Below are 18,273 nucleotides of genomic sequence, written 5' to 3' on the forward strand. Positions count from 1 at the left end.
CGAAGGAACCCAGATAAAATTTGTCTGGGTTCTTATCTACGTGTCAAACATTTTCTTAACCGACTTCATTGACGAATATTAACGGGTTATATGATGTTGTCCGATATCTATTTGAGCTTAGAAATAGACTTTATATTAATCTTGTATTTGCCATGATCTAATGCTGCTCCATTAGCAAGAAGAAGCATTAAAAAGAGTAATAACCCAACAAATAGTATATAGAGATTACTTTCTGTTATAAATGCCAGTAAACAAACAACAGAGAAAGCTAAGGAAAACAGATATACGAAAGCTGTCCGCATAATAAGTCTAAACTTTGGTCTGCTAGTTCTTATCTGCAAAGTGGGTAAGTGGGAAAAGTCTATATTTCTTTTCAATCTTTGTTTTTGTTTATTCATTAGGAATAAGAAAGTCCAAATTAGTATACCTGTTAGTAATAACGTTATAATGATATTTAAATATAAAGAGCTTTTTATAGTGGCTAAATCAGTTAATGGAAGTAAAAACCCTGAGAACGTTGTAGCAATCCCAGAACCTATAGCGCCGTACTTTAAACTATTGCTAAGATCTATCTTTTGATGGGTGGTAAGTTGCAAAGCAACATCGCGATCTATCTTATAGCCAGGATTACGCAGAAGCCAGAAAAGAAAGGGAAATATGTTTCTCCAAATTGAATTCCCTATATCTATAACATAAAATTCATCATTATAGATGAGGATTCTATACCTATTATTGCCTTTAACTCTTCTAATTTCCCCTCTGTCTGTATTCCTCATAATATCAACACCTAAAGTTCGTTATATTTTTATTCTCGAAAGCTAAAAATGTAGTATATACGTAAATAAAATCAACAAGGAATAGTATAAAGTATCAAGATAATGAAGTAATCTTGATACTTTATCTATTGTGTTATGTCAATGGACCGCTAACAACACCTTTTTTAATATCATTCTCCTCAAGCCACTGCTTATACAAGGAATGGAAACGATCCTCATCACTATCTTTAAATCCTTCAAAGATAACTTCATCAATATTTTCTTCATTAAAGTAGAGGACACTATCTGCCACCAGTCCTTGTGGATAAACACAGGCAGAGTAATCAAACATTTTTTGTTCTCCATCTAGTTCTATGATAGGACCGCGGTTTAAAATCATTAGTTTACTTGTTCCTTCATTTAAGTAGACTATTGAGCCGATAGGTAGCATACATATTTCCTCCTTAAAATTTATGCATGAGTCTTAGGATTCTCAGATTCATAATCAACTTATATTATTTTACAATGATCTTAATAGTATTTCTTCCATGCGGAACAGTTAATATATTAAAGAATAACAACATAAAGAAGAATACGATGTAGGTAACTAAAATAATTATATTTCCAGAAACAATAAAAGCAAACATAGCTCCTATAGCTATTAGCATTGTAAATAAGATCATTAAAGTAAAAGAAAATAATTTTTTAAGAGGGTTTGGAAAAACATATACATTTAAATAGTTAGAATTATTATCTAGATCTAAATCCAAATTCTTATGAATAGATTTTTTATTTTGTATACCTATAAGAAATCTAAAATAAATTAACAATATGGCAAATAATATAACAACTAAACTAGCGACAAAATGAGTTATTGAAATAGAAAAGTAATCTGTAATAAGTCGTAATAAGCTTGCTAGAGTCATTGATATTCCAACGGCAAAGAGACTTAATTTAGCGTTTTTTGTATCTTTATTAGGTATTGTCTGCAGAAGTTTTGCAGATTCCTCACTAATTTGATGAATTTTTTTTGGAAATGCCCAATATAAAAATGGTAAAAGATAAACGAGAAGATATGGTTTATCTTTATCAATGATATAAAACTTATTCTCTATCTTAATAAGCTGATATCTAAAATTCTTTAATATAATAAATACCTCTGAATTCATTCTTAGTTCCAACCCCAATTTATTGGATTTAGAGATTCTATACCTGATTTAATAGCTTCTCCTGTTTTATTAACTGTATTACTTACACTCGTTCCGAAGTCATTCAGCTTATCACCTACATAATCAACTCCCTCATCTATTTTATTTCCGACATAATTTAATCCATCCTGTAAGCCCAAAAAGTTTTCATCATAGGCCCAATTGAAGAAGTGTCCTGCTAACGCACCTACTGCCATAGTGCCCAGAACAGCCCAACCTGCAGGGTTAGAAACTCCTAAAAATGTTAATGCTCCTGTTGTGAACGCCTGAGCTGCGACTCCAGTTCCTAGACTAAATGCAAGAGAAGATACATTATGAGTAATGGCTTCACCAACAGTTTTATCTTTTTTTATCCACATATCCTCAATAAAACCATAACCAGCATTTAAGTAAGGTAGCGCCCTTCCTAATGCATTGCCGCCGCGAGCTAGCTTACTACCAAGAGTAAACTTATTGTTAATTCTATTGGCTCTACCTCTAGCAGTTCTAGTGCCTCCTCCTACAGCCCCTGATGAAATATCTCTAACTAATCTTACGCTATCGGAAAAAGCGGATTTTCCTAAGTATATACCTCTTTGTTCAAGTGCATTGGCAACACCATCCTTAGCAACATCCAAGCCGATCTTATCCCAGTTTTTGTTCGTGTATTCTATAAATGTATCGGTCTTCTCTTCATCAGATCCGTTCTTCTTGCTAGCTGTAATCAGAATGTCGTTATATTCTTTTCTATTTATATCACCTTGCTGAAGACTCTTGTACGCATGCTGAAGGATAGCGAGAGCACCTTCATCCATCCCTTTTTCCGCATTTTTCGTTGCAGCAGCAATCGCAGCCATAGGAAGATACTCAATATTATCCTCCGTGATCTCAATATTTCCATTTCCATAACTTTGCTGAATGACATTATTATAAGCATTCATATCCTGCAGGGATGCAGCATCAAAGTCACTGATTGTTATAGCGCCACTGCTCAATCCGGCAGTCATTTCAGACAGATACTTTTTCATTGTATCCAGATCAGCTTGTGTTTCTTGCAGCTGGGATGCGTGTTTGCTATCGAGTTCGCCAAGATCATTTATGACATCATCTATCTGCTGTTTGCCATCTTCAATACTTGTTTCAAAGTCGGCATAATCGATTTTTGCTACATATGTTATATCCGCCACGCCGGATAATACGGAATTGATGCTCTCGGAGACACTGGCAACCTTGGATTTGGCTTGATCGAGTCCAGGATGCAGTTCATCGTCCAGGAAGCTTTCACTTATGTATCCGTGATGGCTGGGTTCGAAGGATTGTACATCATTTTTCATATTTTCCAGCCTGTTTTTATAATCTTCCATGGATTGAAGCAGGAAGGTGATGAAGGGGGTATGGATTTCGTTGTAAAAGGATCGGATAGCCTTGCCTGTTTCTCCTTTTAAGGCGTCATCTAAGCTATAAAGATTTCTGACTTTTTGCTGGAGGTTTGTTAGTTGTTCGGAAAGCGTGTCTAAATCGAGCTTGGTCGTTTCTGTGCCTTTATGAATCTCCTTTACCGCGAACTCTCTCAACGTACTTTCTCCTCACTTGTTTATTTTAAAGCGATATTATCGCCAAGTGCTTGATCCAATTCGACTAACTCCTGTACTGCTGCCTCTGTAGCTGCTATATTATCTTGAAACAGCGTGATGAACTGTCCGAGAAGGTCTTCGTATTGTTGCTTGATTTCGTTGTAAGCATCACTCATACGTATGTCTTTATTGCCGTCCATCGTTTCACCGAGCTGTTTTTGCAATGCTTGCACGGCATCGCTCATTTCTTGGATGCCTTTTTGAGCTGCGGCTTGGTTGATTTTTATTTCCCCGCTCATGAAAGGGCTCCTTTCCATAAAACTGCTAATTTTACCCTAACGAAACCTTTTTCCATTTTGTAGAGTATTAAGTACCTTTTTCCTTGAGCATTTTCCCTCTGTGCCTAGGGAAATAGTTTTATATGCTCATATCTTGGCTTGGAACGCTGACCTATTACCTGTTTTGTTGGATTCATATGCCAAACAATTATATGTTTTTGATAGAAATGGTTTGGGGGGGATGGAGTGTGACTGTAAAGGTATTTGTCCACATTTTAGGTACTTATATAGATTGTGCAGCGATTATGAATAAATGGGGGAAGAGTATCCCCGCTGGAAATTAAGATACCTAATAACATGGTATATAACCGAGAAATTGGCAGAGAGGTTCAATATGTCGTGAATCTGGAAAACGGCTATCTATTGTAAAATATCCAACCTTTTTACCATTGGAACGTAGCTGCATTATGGTAAAACAAGGAAGAAGTCTTACAGATTTTTTTCTGGGAATCCTTTACAGTATTAGGGGGCAGTATAGAGCGGAGCGTTCAAAGCAAGGAGTGTGATAAAAGATGTCATTGACTTCAATCGATAGTCAAATCCGCAGCATGCAAACTTCAATCAACGGATTAAGCTCCCAAGTTGCCCTGAAGCAAGGGGAGATAAGGGAACTTGAGCGGGCAATATCGGAGATTTCAAGCTTGCAAGGGGATTACGAGGAGAGCAGGAAGCACTGGCAGGATATAGATCTGACTGCGAAAACGTGGAAGGGGGAGCTTGCGGATGAATTTGAGGCTTTCCGTAATGGTGAGCTGGCAGCGAGTTTTCGGGATGTGTCTCATGGCGAAGTGCAGCGGGTGTTGGATGCATTGGAGCAGGCGAAGGGTATGCTTGTTGCTGAAATCGATGCATGTCAGATGCAAATGGCAGCGAAGCAGAGCGCATTGGAGCGGCTGCGTGCCGATAGGAAGAAGGAGCTGCAGTCATGAGTGAGATGAAGTTGAAGGCGGATCTTGTCCAGCAGAAACTGACAGATCTTCAGAGGTCGCTGGCTGACTTTCGTGCTGGAGATCCCGATTCAGGCAGCGGACGTGAAATGCTCGATGTGCAAGCGAGGATCACTGATATCAATGTATCGCTGAGTAGTCTTATTCGGGATTATCAGCAAATGGCGCTGCACCATGCAAAAGCAAGCAGTGAAGCAGTCGATTCCTTGGAGAAGGCAGAGCAGGCAGCGGCTCAAGCGATAGGTATTTTACAATAGGAAAGGGGCGGATTTATATATGTCGATACATGTAAAACGCAATACAGGTATGATGGGTGGATTATCCAAGGTGGATTTGATTGTGGATGGGCAGCGTGCTGCCAAACTTGCCAATAGCGAGAATACAACTGTAACCCCGGATGAAGGCTCGGTAAAGCTGCAGGCGAAACAGTGGTTCTTTGGCAGCAAGGAATTGGAAGTGAATGATGATGCCCATGTAGAGGTGAGAATCAATATGACGGCATTGTTCCTTCTTTTGGTCGCGCTGGTCTGCTTGATCCTTGGTGTCATGATTACCCCGTTACTTACTGCAGCGGCAGGCGTCCTCCTTTTGGTTTGTATCATTTATGGCTCAAAGAACTGGTTCCAATTAATAAAGGTGGAATAGGATATAGGCGAATTTGATTGGTGGTCGCGGGGAAAGGCAGCAGTCCGTGTTTCGATATGATTGTGTCATAAGTTTTTTCACGGAAATATGAAACCTTTATCTCTATGCTGCGTACATAACCTCATAATATCTTTAGAAACTGTAGGAGCGATGAATTTTGGAGTACGCGATACCGGATCAAAAAACAATCATGCAGAAGGTGCTACAGACTTTCCTGATGACACTGCTGCTGGCTACGCTTGGAATTTACGCGGGTCATTTTGTGCCGTCTGTTCTTATTCTTCCATTGATTGTGGTGGAATTGGGCATGCTGATTGCAGCTCTCTGGCTTAGAAGGAAAAAGGCGGTCAGCTATACGTTCATCTATATCTTTGCTGTCATTTCGGGTATTACGACGTACCCAGCAGTAGCGCATTATGCTTCGATCGGCGGCGCTGATATTGTGCTTTATGCCTTCACGACAACATTTGTCATCTTTGGGGCGATGGCGCTGGCAGGAGTTAAATCGAAGAGGGACTTCTCTTTCCTGGGTGGATTCTTGTTCGTCGCTTTGGTCGCCTTGATCGCAACAGGCTTAATCGGAATCTTTGTACCATACAGTGATATGACGATGCTTGTTTTCTCCGGAATTGGTTCGGTTGTATTTTCCCTTTATATCCTTTATGACTTCAATCAGATGGCGAGGGAGAGAGTCACGGAGGAAATGATTCCATTGATGGCGCTGAATCTGTATCTGGACTTCATCAACCTGTTCCTGAACATACTGCGCTTCCTTGGCATCATGTCGAAGGATTGAATAGTGAAATGCCAGAAATCCTTTATGGGATTTCTGGCATTTTTATGTCCATTCATTCAACGATCCATCACAAAACTCGTCTTCGATTGCTGGCTGCTGCTTAGCCAGCCTTCATTTGTCAGAGCTTCCGACCATTTTTCCTGGATATCATCCGCTTCCTCTGCATCATCGGTCTTGGTTGAAATTTCGGCGATGGTTTCTCCTTTGTAATGCCAAATCTCCAGATCCGCATCGATGTCTTCGTAATTCCCTTCGAACTTAGAAACCTCGGCTGGTCCATACGGCACAGCTTGTTCCAGGGTGTCATAGTACCAGTCCTGATCATCCCAGCTGCGATATTTTTTAGGTGCTTGATCACGGAACAAATCAAGAGCATATTCTATGTCTATACCATCATCGTAACTTAGCTTATCATCCGGGTTAAACTTTTCTTTCCTGCTGATGGAGAAACTATCATTGCCTGGCTTCTTATCGATCTCGTATTTGTAATTTGGCATGTCTCCATGGAAGCCATGTTCGGCAGCTTCTGCAATGGCATCTGCTGGAGTCTGATCCGGGAAAGTCTTTTTGTAGGTGATGTTCGTTTTCTTGTCACCATCATAGATGCGCAAGCGGTGAACATAATTCAGCTTGCGGAAGATTTGATCGGGTGTATCGAAATAATAGACCTTCAAATCCTCGTCGTGGCTGGCTTGGAAGGCATCGGCGATATCATCTGCAGTCGCGAACTGACTGACATCCAGCATGAATTTCACTTCATAGCCGGGATTGATGGGACTTTCTTCGGCAAAGGCCATGGCCGGGAATACGGATACCAGCAATAGGGCAATAAGAACAGCGATGGACAGCTTTTTCATAAATAGACGCCTCCGTTCAGAATAAGTTTCTTCGGTATGTGAGCGATAAGTTTTGTGAAGTCCTTCGGTTTGCTGTGAAAGAATACGAGTTGTTCGGCTTGGATTCCGCCCAGCAGCTTTTCGACATCTTTCAGGTCTGGGTGTGCTTTATAGAAAAACTCTGGATGGGCAGGAGAATCAATCGGGATCATCTTCGTGCCTTCCAGCCGGCGGTTTGTAAAATAAATGCCTGATGCGGATGCTTGATCACTGGTTATGCAGGCGATTCGCCCATCAGCCAGCAGGTTCGTAAGCTGCTCCTTCATGCCAGGGCGCAGGTTGGCGGCATAGGATAAGCAATCTGATAAATGCTCCCGCAAAGCGGGATCCAAAAAGAGCCGACGATCAGGAAAACGTTGGTATACAGTCAGGATCAGATCACATGCCTTCCCCGATGGAGAAACAGGTATCCGGTAGCTTCCATCCGGATTTTCCAATGCCTTCAGCAGTGCCTGCTCGCTTGCCTGACAGGATGTGACTTGTCCGCCATGTCCGGAGTCGATGATGGCCAGCTGAAAAGATGACTGAGTGGGTGTTTCTGTTTGGAATGTGACAGAATCCAGTACCATATCCCCTGAATAAAAGAGCGAAGTTCCTCCTAGATGGATGATGTACCAAACACTCCCCAGCATATGGCCGCTGTGCCCCCATTCAAAGGATAGATTGTCCGTCATTATGATCCTTTGGCCTTTTGTAGCGGGCGAGAAGGGGGTGAAGTGCAATGTATCACCCGCTCCTGCCTGGTAAGGGACAGCGGATTTTTGTTTCCAGCGCTGCTGGATCGGACCAATCTGTACGTAGCTTGCTTCACTTAACCAAATCGGTCCTTCATATCCTTTGTCAGCCAGCAGTGGCAGCGCTCCGACATGGTCATTATGCACATGTGAGAGGAAGACGGCGTCCAATGATTGGGCAATCTCCGGTGTAAGGGGGGGATACACCTCGGGCTGGCCATTCTGGACACCGCAATCGAGCATGATGCGTGTGCCGGTTTCTTGGTGTTCGATCAGGAAGCAATTCTTTCCGTACTCTTGAAAGCCTCCTAAAATTTGCATGCTGATCATGGATGTGTCAGTGCCTTTCGTTGCAACCAATTCATGATGGTGATGAATAAAATGGTTAACAGGACGGTGATGACCGCCATCGCCATGCCGACTCCTGCGTCGCCTTGCTCGAATTGGCTGTAAATGAAAGTGGCGCTTGTAGAGACCGAAGGCGGCAGGATCAGCAGCGACCCGACTAGTTCCCGCATGGAGATGATGAATGTCATGATCCAGCCAGCCAGGATTCCTTGTGCCAGTAAGGGCAGCCATATACGTACAAAGACGGTGAAGGTGCTTGTGCCGTAGACTGCGTTGGAATAGTGGATCGATTGATGCAGCTGACTCAACGAACCTTTGGTGTACTGTACAGCATACGGCAGGAACAGCACGATATAGGTTATAATCGGCATCCATGTCGTGTTATAGATTGTCGCGGGCAGCCAAGGCATGTTCCAGAATAAGATGAGCCCGACGACAAACACGATTCCGGGTATGATGTTTGGCATCATGCTGGTGAAATCCATCAGCTGCTGCGGTTTCCGGGAAGCATCCTTGATCGACAGGGCGGTGAACAATCCAATGACGGCCGCAATCGTGGCAGCTGCAAAGGCAAAGCCTAAACTATTCATCAAGGCGTAAAACCCTTCCGAGTGAAGGCTGAATAGCTCCATATAATGGGAGAAGGTCAGATTGTCCCAATGTAATCCGTCACCGCGCACTTGCAATAGCGACGTGGCGATGATGGAAAAGTAAGGAACCCCAATGGAAAGCAGCAGCACGACGGATACAAAGCTCCAGGAAAATACACGGACGGGCAGGCTGTCCCGCTTTTGGGAAGCAGTGCTTGAGCGGCCGGAATGTATGCCATACGTATATTTCCGGCTTATGATATTCTGCAAATACCAGATGAACATGCAGACGCTGAGCAAAATCAGGGACAAAGAAGTGGCAGCCGAGATATTGATTGGCCAGCGGGACAAATATTGATGGATTTCGGTAGTGAATACATAGAATCCGATTTGTTTACCGAAGGTGGCTGGTGTCCCGAACTCTGCCAGTGTCTTAATGAATATGAGCAGCGAAGCCATGGCGTAAGTGGATAGCAGCAATGGCAAAACGATCCGGATCCAATTCATCACCGGGCTTCGTCCGTAGATATCGGCAGCTTCCTGGAAGGATCCATTGATCCGGACGAGTGTATTGCGCAGCATTAAATACAGAAATGGATACAAATGCATGCTCATAATGAAAACCATCCCGGCGAGACTGAAGAATGATGCAGGCGCAGCAGCGGAAAACAAGCTTTCGTAGTAGCCGTTATGCTGCATGAATTGCATCCATCCCATGGAACCGATATAAGGCGGTGTCATGAAAGGGATGGTAAAGACGATATCAAGCCAATGTTTATTGGCAAACTGTGTTTTTGTCCGGATGATGGCAAGCGGCAAGGCAATGATCGTCGTGCCGAGAATGACAAGCAATCCGAGAACAAAAGAGTGCTCCATGGTGGCAAGGATGCGGTCATTCTGCAAAGCCTCTGAAAAAGCCGTGAACGACAACGAACCATCCTCGATGAATGTATAGCCCAGCACCGCCAGAAGCGGAGCTGCAGCCAGCAAACCCAGCAAGGCAAACAGCGTCCAAAAGGGGAGGTGTTTGCTTACATACATAAGTCATTCCTCCATACTCATTGCATCATTTCTGTAAATTTGTCAAGGGTATCCTCTTGTTTTTCTTCTGCTCCATCCCAAGAAACCGGAAGTGCAGGAATCTCGCTTAATGCAGCTCGGTCTTCCAATGGTATATCTTCATTTCCCGGAAGCAAGTATGCATTCGCTACAAGCTCCTGTGCTTCATCGGATGTGAGGAAATCGATGAATTCTTCGGCGCCTTCTTTGTTTTTCGCATCCTTCAGAATCCCGGCGGCGCGCGGACTGATCACTGTTCCGCTTTCAGGATAATAGATATCGATAGGCTCCCCGTCTGCTTTGGCTTTATAAGCCATATAATCCACCGCAGATACGACAACATCCTTGCTTCCTGTAATGACAGATTCCAAGCTTTCTTTGTTTGCCCCGGCCACCAGCAAATCATTGTCCATCAAGCTCTGGATGGTGTCCCATCCGTCTTTTTCCGTGCTGGTCAGCCCATAGAGGAAATCGACGGCAGAGCCTGAGGAAGTCGGATCTGGCATTGTGACGCGGCCCTTCCACTCATCCTCGCTGAATTCCTTCCAGTCCGCGTCGAGCCCCGACACGTTATCTGTGTTATAAGCCACTCCCAGGGCGGATGCGCTGTAGCCATGATAATAGTGCTCCGGGTCGCTCCAGTCTTTGTTCATGCTGGCGTCATTTTCCGATTCATAAGGCTGCAGCTTGTCCTCTGCTTTCAACCCCTCCATGGACGGGATGGAGGCCAGGACAACAACGTCGGCGACAGGGTTGTTTGCTTCGGCTTCCAATCTGGAAAGAATTTTGCCGGTGGTGCCTTGGAACATCTCCACCTTGATGCCAGTCTCTTCTTCGAACTTTGCGGTCATCTCATCGGCCAGTCCTTTTGGTCCTGCAGTATAGACAGTGATGGTATCCTCGGATGTTTCGGAAGCATCCGCCTGTCCGCCGGTGCCGGAGCTGCAAGCGCTCAAAAATAGAGTGGACATGATAAGACCTGTGATTACTGTACTGACTGTTTTTTTCAATTTGTCATACCTCCTGTTTATATAGCGGATGGACTGCATCTTCTTGCACGTACAGCTTTACGATGGAACGGGCTTCATGCGGACGGGAATCATAAAATTGCCATAGCTGTCCGTCCACTTCGGCATGGATGATGTATCTGTCACCTTCAAATAGGCTCTTGCGGACTATGCCGGTGCGGGCTTTCTGCGCTGCATGCGGCTGCAGGTGAATTGCTTCGGGACGAATCAGGTCCTTATCTGCTGTCCAGTTGGCCCGGCCGATCAGATTGGCAACATAAGCATCATTCGGGGCGTGATAGATTTGTTCCGGCGGTCCTTTCTGAATCACTTTGCCTGCCTCCATGATGATCATGCAATCCGACATGGCCATTGCCTCTGTTTGATCATGCGTCACAAAGATGGCTTGGGAATGGATCGTCTGGATGATGGAAAGGATCTCTTCCCGCATTTGTTCCCGCAGGATGGAGTCCAAGGCGCTTAGTGCTTCATCGAACAAAATCAGTCTAGGATTGACAGCGATGGCCCTGGCCAAAGCGACGCGCTGCTGCTGACCGCCGGAGAGCTCCCCGGGCTTGCGTTTCGCCTTGTCTTCCAGCTGCACCTTTTGCAAGGCGTCCATGACGATCTCGCAGCGCTCGGCCTTTGAATGCTTTCCTCGGAGACCGAATGCGATGTTGTCAAATACACTCATATGCGGCCAAAGCCCGAAATCCTGAAAGACCATGGCGATGCCGCGTTTGCTGGGCTTGATATTGATGCTGGCTTCCGATGAGAAAATGACTTGATCATCGAAGCGAAGCTCGCCGGCTGTCGGATCGGTCAAGCCAGCCAGCATTTTCAGAAGTGTCGTCTTGCCGCAGCCGGACTGCCCCAAGATCGTGACAAACTGGTCGGTGATGGTCAGATCGGTCCGACCGACTGCTTGAACGGAGCCAAAACGTTTCTCGATTCCTTGTAATGTAATACGCATGCTATCCTCTCCTTGCTTTTAGTATAGGAAGTGAATGTATGGAGAATATTAACGCGCTGTTAACGTTGAATTAAAAAAAGTATGCAAAAATCATCTCAGTGAAAGAATTTATCTAATATTCTTTAGGAGGATAAAATGGGGATGATTATATGAACCTTCAAAAACTATCCATCTTTGTGACGCTGGTAGAAACGCGGAAGATGTCGGAAACAGCAGCTAGATTGCAATTGACCGCGCCAACTGTATCCTTTCATATTCGGTCACTGGAAAAGGAATATCGCATGAAATTATTCCGGACAAATGCCGGCGGTTATCGACTGACCTCTGGGGGAGAGGTGCTTTATCATTACGCCAAGCGGCTTATCCAAACAAATCGGGCAATGGAGAGATCGATGAAGGATATCAAAGAAGGGATGTCAGGTTCTATCCGATTAGGCGCCAGCGGTGTTCCGGCTCAGCTTTACATGCCGGATCTGATTCACCAGCTTACCGAACGATATCCTCGTGTGAAGGTTTCATTGGACGTAAAAACAGCTCCTGAAATAGAAGCCAGATTAGCTGCCCAGGAACTGGATTTTGGATTGGTGATGGAAACGGAGCAGAAGCAGGAAGAGCTTTCTTATGAGGAATTGACGAGTGATAAGCTGGTATTGGCCTTTAGTAAAGAACATCGCTTGAAGGATAAGGCTGATTGGGGAATCGAGGATTTACATCAGGAGACTTTGCTGGTGCATAATCTTTCCAGTTCCACTGGACACTTCTCCCGGACTTGGCTGGCAGAGAAGGAGATGGAAATGGAGAAAATGGAGCTGGATTCGGTGTCGACCATTACGAAGATGCTCTCTTTTGGGAAATCAGTTGCATTAATATCCAAGCGGCTCATAGAAAAGGAGCCGAATCTATCTTATAAAGAGCTGCATGATTCGACTTTGGAACGGAGAATATTCTTCGTTCATCACCGTGATCTATGGTTTAGCGAGCCATTTCGTCATTTTCAAGAGCTGGTGCGGGAACAGGCAAAGATTTTGGGCGGTGTATAAGAAAAAAGGCGAGCTCACAATAGAAGCTCGCCTTTTTATAATTTATTCCTTATTTACGGATGCATCATAAATGGTATCCACGGCGTCTTTCAAGGCCGCATCGAATTCCTCCTCGGACTGATCCGCATTCAGATCCGCAGCCAAGGCCCTGGAGAAGCTGGCAATCAAACCTTCATTCTCCTTCAGCTTTTCATTTGCTTCGTCACGGGAGTAGCCGCCGGATAAGACGACAACACGGACGACGCGCGGGTGCTCGGTAAGCTCTTTGTAAAGATTTGCTTTTGTGGGGATGGTGAGCTTGAGCATGACGTTCTCTTCCTCGGTCAGGTCGTTCAAATGACGGAAGATTTCATCCCGAAGGATTTCTTCGCATTTTTCTTTATCTTCGCTGTGAATATTCACTTCTGGTTCGATGATCGGGACCAGGCCGGCGGCGATGATGCTTTTGCCGATCTCGAATTGCTGATCGACGACGGCTTTGATGCCGCTGATATTAGGCTCTTTGATTACGGAGCGCATTTTTGTTCCGAAAATATGGCGTTCGGATGCGCGGCCGAGTGTTTCGTTAAGGTCATCGATCGGTTTCATGAGCTGGACGCCGTCTTTTTCTTCAGCCAATCCTTTGTCGACTTTCAGGAATGGAACGATGCCTTTTTCTTCCCATAAGTAATCACCGGTGTATTTGCCTTCTATCTCCCGATCCATCGTCTGTTCGAATAGGATGGCGCCGAGGATTTTATCCTTGTTGAATGACGGAGAAGTGATGATGCGGGTCCGCATGTCATGGACAAGCTTGAACATCTCATCTTCCGTTGAATAGGAATCCTCGGATACGCCATACTCTGCCAGTGCTTTTGGGGTGCTGCCGCCGCTTTGGTCCAGGGCAGCAATAAAGCCTTTGCCGTTTTGGATGATATCGAATTGTTTTTCATTCATCAGTCCCACTCCTTTGATCCATTTATTTCAGAAAAAATACTCCATGTTCACTGTTCCCTTTTATCCAGGTTTTTAACATTAAATGTTTGATAGGGTTTCCATTTTGGGATTGCATGGCGGGGAAGCCGGTTTCGCTCCTCGAAATAGCATCATTTGTTTTATGCCGGGACTCATTGGTGTAACTTAAGTTGGATTGACGGTCACTTTGGCATGTTATAGGGTAAGTTTGACTTATCATCGGCTGTGCGGAAGGAAGAAGTATTCATGAGCATTCGGGTTCGCTTATTCATCATGCTGCTATTATTCATCATCCTGCCTTATTTCCTATCCGTCATCCTTATATATGTGAACAGCAAATCCAGTATCGAGGAACGGGATTTGGCCAAGAGCCGGGAAGAGCTGCAGGAAAGCGGGACCGATTTGGAGCACTATGCCGAGGAGATGGTTCGGCTGCCTTATCGTTTGTTCAATATGCCGGAAGTCCAGCAAGTGCTGGAGCATGGCATGCTGGAGGAAAGCACGGAACATATCCGTGCCTTCGAGAATAGTGTCGGGACATATGCAGCAACGCGGCCGGATATTCGGCAGCTGCGATTTTATTTTCAGCAGGACCAGCAATCAATGACTGTCTATCAGGCGAATGTCAGTGCTCCGAAGCCGGCCCCGGGATACTTGGATGAATCGCCTTTCAAAGCCCTGTACGATTCGGAGGAAGCGTACATGCTGGAAGCACCCCATGTTCTGGAAAATGATAATAATGTGGCGATCGTACCGGAATCGGATAATACGATGGTGCTGCCGATCCATCATAAGATCACCGATGTTTTGAGCGGGGAATTCCTAGGTTTTCTTACGACCGATGTAGAGGTTTCGTCGTTTGCTCCATTGCTGGATGCCGTGACGAGGGAGGCTGGCACGAAGGTCCTGCTTGTCAACGACAGCGGGAGGATCATGTATAGCAAGGACTCGGAACAGCTTGGGGAAAGGCTGGATGAGGTGGACATCGCCGCATCGGATGATCATCTCGTTTTGCAGGAAGAACTGGGAAATCCCCTGGCCGGCTGGAAGCTGATCAAGATTACATCAAAGGATGCGTTATTCCGTGATGCGAGGAATACAGCATGGACGAATGTCTGGCTCGGCATCATCGTCGTGGTGCTAGGGATCGTATTGATATTGGTTATTTCACGGATATTCACCAAACCAGTCATCACGTTAAGCGAAAGGGTGCGCTCCATTGAAGGCGGGCAGATGGATGTCGGCCTGAAGATGGACCGTCAGGATGAAATCGGACATTTGGCGGCGCATATGCAGGAAATGCTGGATAGGATCAACTCTCATATAGCGCGTGAATATAAGCTGGAGCTGGAAGTGAAAGAGAGTCAGCTGCGGCTGCTTAAATCGCAGGTGAATCCGCATTTCCTTTTCAATGCGCTGCAATCGATCGGAGCTGTCGCGCTTCGTTCGAATGACCAGGAGGTATACAAGCTGCTTGTATCATTATCCAAAATGATGCGCTATGCGCTGCAGGCAGATCAGCTGGTGCCTGTGCAGGAGGAACTTGCTTACATCGATGCTTATGTGACGCTGCAGAAAGAGCGCTTCGGGGCAGATTTATCCGTGTCCATCGAAGTGGAGGAAGCGATACAAGCATACCGGATACCAAGCATGCTGCTACAGCCGCTCGTGGAAAACTATTTTAAGCATAGCTTCGAGCAGAAGCGCGACAAAAGCAGTTTCCTTTTGAAGGGGACGCTGAAAGATCGATCGCTGGTATTCCAGGCGATCAGTCATGGCCCTTCTGTCAGCAGGGCAAGGCTGGAGTTGCTGCAGAAGGAAGAAGCCGGTGGAACCGGGCTGCGGAATATAGCGGAACGGCTGCGCTTGCACTACGGTGACGCGGCGGGTTTTCATGTGGATAATCTTGACGGCAGGGGCTTTAGAGTTACGATTTGTATTCCGATAGAGGAGCAGGGAGGTCGTTAGTATGAAGGCGTTGCTTGTCGACGATGAAAAAAATGGTCGAGACGTGCTCCGGCTGCTTGGAGAATGGGAACAGAATGGCATAGATTGTCTTTTGGAGGCGGCTGACGGCGAGGAAGCCCTTCGGCTGATTGAAATGGAGCAGCCGGATATCATTTTCACCGATATCAAGATGCCCCGAATCGATGGCGTTGCATTGATCGAACGGCTCCACGCCATTGGATACCTGGGGAAATATGTCCTTGTCACGGGATATGATGACTACCAATATATGCGGAAAGCCATCCAGTTCAATAGCTTTGACTATCTTTTGAAGCCAATCGAACCGGAGGCATTCGCGGGGGTGCTCAAAAAGGTGACCCAAGCTGTATTATCGGACAAACGATCCGAGGAAAGGGAGGCAGCAGTGCTGGAGGATGCCAAGCGCCTGCGCTTGGAACAGCAGGTGACAGCTCTGCTTACGGAAGAAACAAAGGATATATCTTTTTTACGGGAAGCATTGCCGCAGCTGGATCGGCTCGATGCTACTTTATTGTCCTTTTATCAAATGCACCAGCCAGCGCCATTCATGGATGCATTGGCGGAAGCATTGCAGCAGTCTGCCATCGGCAATGTTTTTCACTTCCTGCACGAGGAGCACATGTATATTGCGCTGACGGCAGCGGATCATTGGCTTCAGGTTGAAAATTGGCTGCGGCAGCACCTGGATATCCCCGTCCGGCTCGTGCAGAAGCCGCTTCCTGTTTTGGAAGGCCTGCCTGCTGCATTCAAACTGCTCCGGGAAGATCTTGCAAAGCATCATTATCGGACGATCAGAAGGCTTGATGAGCTTGAGAGTGAGCAGCGAGGACAAGATATCGTTACCTATGTAAGGAATTATTATATGGAGGATGTCAGCTTGGAGAGGCTGTCAAAGCTGTTCTTCCTGACCAAAGAACATATATCGCGCAAATTCAAACAGGAAACTGGTACGACGCTATCCAGATTCGTGACAAACTGCCGAATGAAGCAGGCAAAACAGTGGCTGGAAGAGACCGACAAGACGCTGTATGATATTGCCTGCCTGCTTGGCTATCAGGATGAAAAATATTTCTCGAAGCTATTCAAGAAGGAGACGGGCCTCACTCCGACTGCGTATCGAGCTAAACTGAGTGGGCAGGAGGAAAGAGTAAGATGATGGGAAAGAAAGCATTCGTCATCCTCATCCTGGTATTCCTATCTGCCAGCAGCCTGCCATTGCAAGAAAACCATGAAGAAAATACGGAGAATACGGTCACTGTCACAATCCGGAATCCGAAGGTGGAAATTGCCGCGCCATTTGAGGATTTGGCGAAGTTATATGAAGAGTCGCACCCGCATGTGCGTATCCGTGTGGAAACAGTCGGCGGAATCTCGGATGATTTCTCGGATCTGAAAACACAGATGGCAATCGGCGAGGGCCCGGATATCTTCACGAATGTCGGGTATGCTGCGACGGGAGAATGGCAGCGCTATTTGGAGGATCTGAGTGAGGAGCCGTGGGTGGAGGATGCGCGTACGGATACACTTTCCCCGATCACACGAGATGGCAAGGTATATGGCATGCCGATGAATATCGAAGGTTTTGGCATCATTTATAATAAGGGATTATTTAAGAAAGCAGGAATCGATAAGCTGCCGGCCACGTTCACGGAGCTGGAAAAAGCGGCGCAAAGGCTTGATGAGAGTGGTGTCACGCCATTTGCGAATGGTTATTACGAGGAATGGAAACTCGGTCATCATTTGACGAGCCTGGCTTTTGCGGAACAGCCTGATCCGGAGGCATTCATGGAGGATCTGGCCGGAAATCGGACGAGCTTCACGGAAAATGCAGGACTGAAGCATCTGCTGCGCTTCATTGATCTGACGCTTGCCTATGGTAATCCGCATGCGGCGACCACGGACTATTACACTGAAATCGATGCGTTCCGGAATGGGGAAGCTGCCATGATTGTCCAAGGGAATTGGGCGGAGCCGCTCCTGGCAGCGCAACAGCCAAAGCTTGATGTGGGGATGTTTCCGATTCCGCTGGATGATAAAGGGGATGCTCAGCTTGTTACGGGCGTACCGAGCTACTGGGTCGTGAATAAACAATCCGGGGAAGCCGAAAAGCGGGAAGCGAAACGCTTTCTGAACTGGCTGGCCGAATCTCCGGATGGGCAAAAGTTCCAAGCGGAGAAGCTGCACTTCATTCCTGCCTTCCGATCCATTCAGCCGCCTGTTGCGGGAATCAGCGGGGATGCCTGGAGGCAATATGAACAGCAGGATCGCCGGAATTTCAATTGGTCCTCTTATTCACCGCCTGTGAGGGAAGCTTTTGGCCGAATCCTCAAACAGTATGTAAATGAGGAAATGTCCAAGCAGGAAACATTGCAGGACCTGGATCATGCCTGGGAGCAGTTTTCCTCCCATCGATAGTGTGGAAGTCCCTCCTTATCGGAGGGACT

The 18,273-nt window shown here is 46.0% G+C and carries 19 protein-coding genes; 8 read left to right on the plus strand and 11 right to left on the minus strand.

Features of this window, described 5'->3' with window-relative positions; translation table 11 throughout:
• Positions 1–107: 107 nt before the first annotated feature.
• From CHH53_RS10990 to CHH53_RS11010, 5 genes are all read right to left on the minus strand, one after another.
• Positions 108–776: a DUF443 family protein gene (locus tag CHH53_RS10990; RefSeq protein WP_095216181.1), complete on the minus strand. Its 669-nt coding sequence runs from the start codon at positions 774–776 to the stop codon at positions 108–110.
• A gap of 133 nt (positions 777–909) precedes the next feature.
• Positions 910–1,206: a DUF4176 domain-containing protein gene (locus CHH53_RS10995; protein WP_095216182.1), complete on the minus strand. Its 297-nt coding sequence runs from the start codon at positions 1,204–1,206 to the stop codon at positions 910–912.
• A gap of 64 nt (positions 1,207–1,270) precedes the next feature.
• Positions 1,271–1,924 carry a DUF443 family protein gene (locus CHH53_RS11000; protein ID WP_095216183.1) on the minus strand — a complete coding sequence of 218 codons (654 nt, stop codon included), beginning with the start codon at positions 1,922–1,924 and terminating at the stop codon, positions 1,271–1,273.
• A gap of 2 nt (positions 1,925–1,926) precedes the next feature.
• Entirely contained in the window at positions 1,927–3,516 is a 1,590-nt protein-coding gene (locus tag CHH53_RS11005; protein WP_095216184.1) for a ribonuclease YeeF family protein, read from the minus strand.
• Positions 3,517–3,536: 20 nt separating this feature from the next.
• A complete protein-coding gene (locus CHH53_RS11010; RefSeq protein ID WP_095216185.1) occupies positions 3,537–3,815 on the minus strand; it encodes a YwqI/YxiC family protein in 279 nt (92 codons plus the stop codon).
• A gap of 551 nt (positions 3,816–4,366) precedes the next feature.
• On the opposite strand from CHH53_RS11010, the gene CHH53_RS11020 reads away from it, so the two are divergent.
• The 4 genes from CHH53_RS11020 (at position 4,367) to CHH53_RS11035 (ending at position 6,242) form a co-directional block, all read left to right on the plus strand.
• Complete coding sequence (locus CHH53_RS11020) at positions 4,367–4,783, plus strand: YwqH-like family protein (RefSeq protein ID WP_095216187.1); 417 nt, start codon at positions 4,367–4,369, stop codon at positions 4,781–4,783.
• Positions 4,780–5,058 (plus strand): DUF5344 family protein, encoded by a 279-nt coding sequence (locus CHH53_RS11025; protein ID WP_095216188.1) that lies wholly within the window; start codon positions 4,780–4,782, stop codon positions 5,056–5,058. The genes CHH53_RS11020 and CHH53_RS11025 overlap by 4 nt, the downstream gene beginning before the upstream one ends.
• Before the next feature lie 19 nt (positions 5,059–5,077).
• A complete protein-coding gene (locus tag CHH53_RS11030) occupies positions 5,078–5,446 on the plus strand; it encodes a hypothetical protein (protein WP_095216189.1) in 369 nt (122 codons plus the stop codon).
• A 190-nt stretch (positions 5,447–5,636) separates the two neighbouring features.
• Positions 5,637–6,242, plus strand: a complete 606-nt coding sequence (locus tag CHH53_RS11035) for a Bax inhibitor-1/YccA family protein (RefSeq protein ID WP_095216245.1) — start codon at positions 5,637–5,639, stop codon at positions 6,240–6,242.
• A gap of 56 nt (positions 6,243–6,298) precedes the next feature.
• On the opposite strand, the gene CHH53_RS11040 is transcribed toward CHH53_RS11035, so the two are convergent.
• Genes CHH53_RS11040 through CHH53_RS11060 form a run of 5 tightly spaced genes read right to left on the minus strand, consistent with a single transcriptional unit; the run spans position 6,299 to position 11,849 of the window.
• A complete protein-coding gene (locus CHH53_RS11040) occupies positions 6,299–7,099 on the minus strand; it encodes a CYTH domain-containing protein (RefSeq protein ID WP_095216190.1) in 801 nt (266 codons plus the stop codon).
• On the minus strand, positions 7,096–8,202 hold the full coding sequence (locus CHH53_RS11045) for an MBL fold metallo-hydrolase (protein ID WP_095216191.1): 1,107 nt from the start codon (positions 8,200–8,202) through the stop codon (positions 7,096–7,098). Before CHH53_RS11045 ends, CHH53_RS11040 begins: the two co-directional genes overlap by 4 nt.
• Positions 8,199–9,851 carry an ABC transporter permease gene (locus CHH53_RS11050; RefSeq protein ID WP_095216192.1) on the minus strand — a complete coding sequence of 551 codons (1,653 nt, stop codon included), beginning with the start codon at positions 9,849–9,851 and terminating at the stop codon, positions 8,199–8,201. Before CHH53_RS11050 ends, CHH53_RS11045 begins: the two co-directional genes overlap by 4 nt.
• A 17-nt stretch (positions 9,852–9,868) precedes the next feature.
• The gene (locus CHH53_RS11055) at positions 9,869–10,879 is read right to left on the minus strand and encodes an ABC transporter substrate-binding protein (protein ID WP_233135044.1); all 1,011 of its coding nucleotides are present in this window, start codon (positions 10,877–10,879) and stop codon (positions 9,869–9,871) included.
• Between the two features lie 4 nt (positions 10,880–10,883).
• The gene (locus CHH53_RS11060; protein WP_095216193.1) at positions 10,884–11,849 is read right to left on the minus strand and encodes an ABC transporter ATP-binding protein; all 966 of its coding nucleotides are present in this window, start codon (positions 11,847–11,849) and stop codon (positions 10,884–10,886) included.
• A 149-nt stretch (positions 11,850–11,998) separates the two neighbouring features.
• On the opposite strand from CHH53_RS11060, the gene CHH53_RS11065 reads away from it, so the two are divergent.
• Positions 11,999–12,889, plus strand: a complete 891-nt coding sequence (locus CHH53_RS11065) for a LysR family transcriptional regulator (RefSeq protein ID WP_095216194.1) — start codon at positions 11,999–12,001, stop codon at positions 12,887–12,889.
• A 42-nt stretch (positions 12,890–12,931) separates the two neighbouring features.
• Here CHH53_RS11065 and CHH53_RS11070 read toward each other — a convergent pair whose 3' ends face one another.
• A complete protein-coding gene (locus CHH53_RS11070) occupies positions 12,932–13,825 on the minus strand; it encodes a fructose bisphosphate aldolase (protein ID WP_095216195.1) in 894 nt (297 codons plus the stop codon).
• A 264-nt stretch (positions 13,826–14,089) separates the two neighbouring features.
• Between CHH53_RS11070 and CHH53_RS11075 the strand changes: the two genes are divergently transcribed.
• Genes CHH53_RS11075 through CHH53_RS11085 form a run of 3 tightly spaced genes read left to right on the plus strand, consistent with a single transcriptional unit; the run spans position 14,090 to position 18,244 of the window.
• Positions 14,090–15,811, plus strand: a complete 1,722-nt coding sequence (locus CHH53_RS11075; protein WP_095216196.1) for a cache domain-containing sensor histidine kinase — start codon at positions 14,090–14,092, stop codon at positions 15,809–15,811.
• Between the two features lies 1 nt (position 15,812).
• Positions 15,813–16,985 (plus strand): response regulator, encoded by a 1,173-nt coding sequence (locus CHH53_RS11080; RefSeq protein WP_095216197.1) that lies wholly within the window; start codon positions 15,813–15,815, stop codon positions 16,983–16,985.
• Entirely contained in the window at positions 16,982–18,244 is a 1,263-nt protein-coding gene (locus CHH53_RS11085) for an ABC transporter substrate-binding protein (protein ID WP_095216198.1), read from the plus strand. The genes CHH53_RS11080 and CHH53_RS11085 overlap by 4 nt, the downstream gene beginning before the upstream one ends.
• Positions 18,245–18,273 lie beyond the last annotated feature (29 nt).

Origin of the sequence: Terribacillus sp. 7520-G (assembly GCF_002271665.1) — a bacterium.
In the GTDB taxonomy this organism is placed as follows: domain Bacteria; phylum Bacillota; class Bacilli; order Bacillales; family Amphibacillaceae; genus Terribacillus.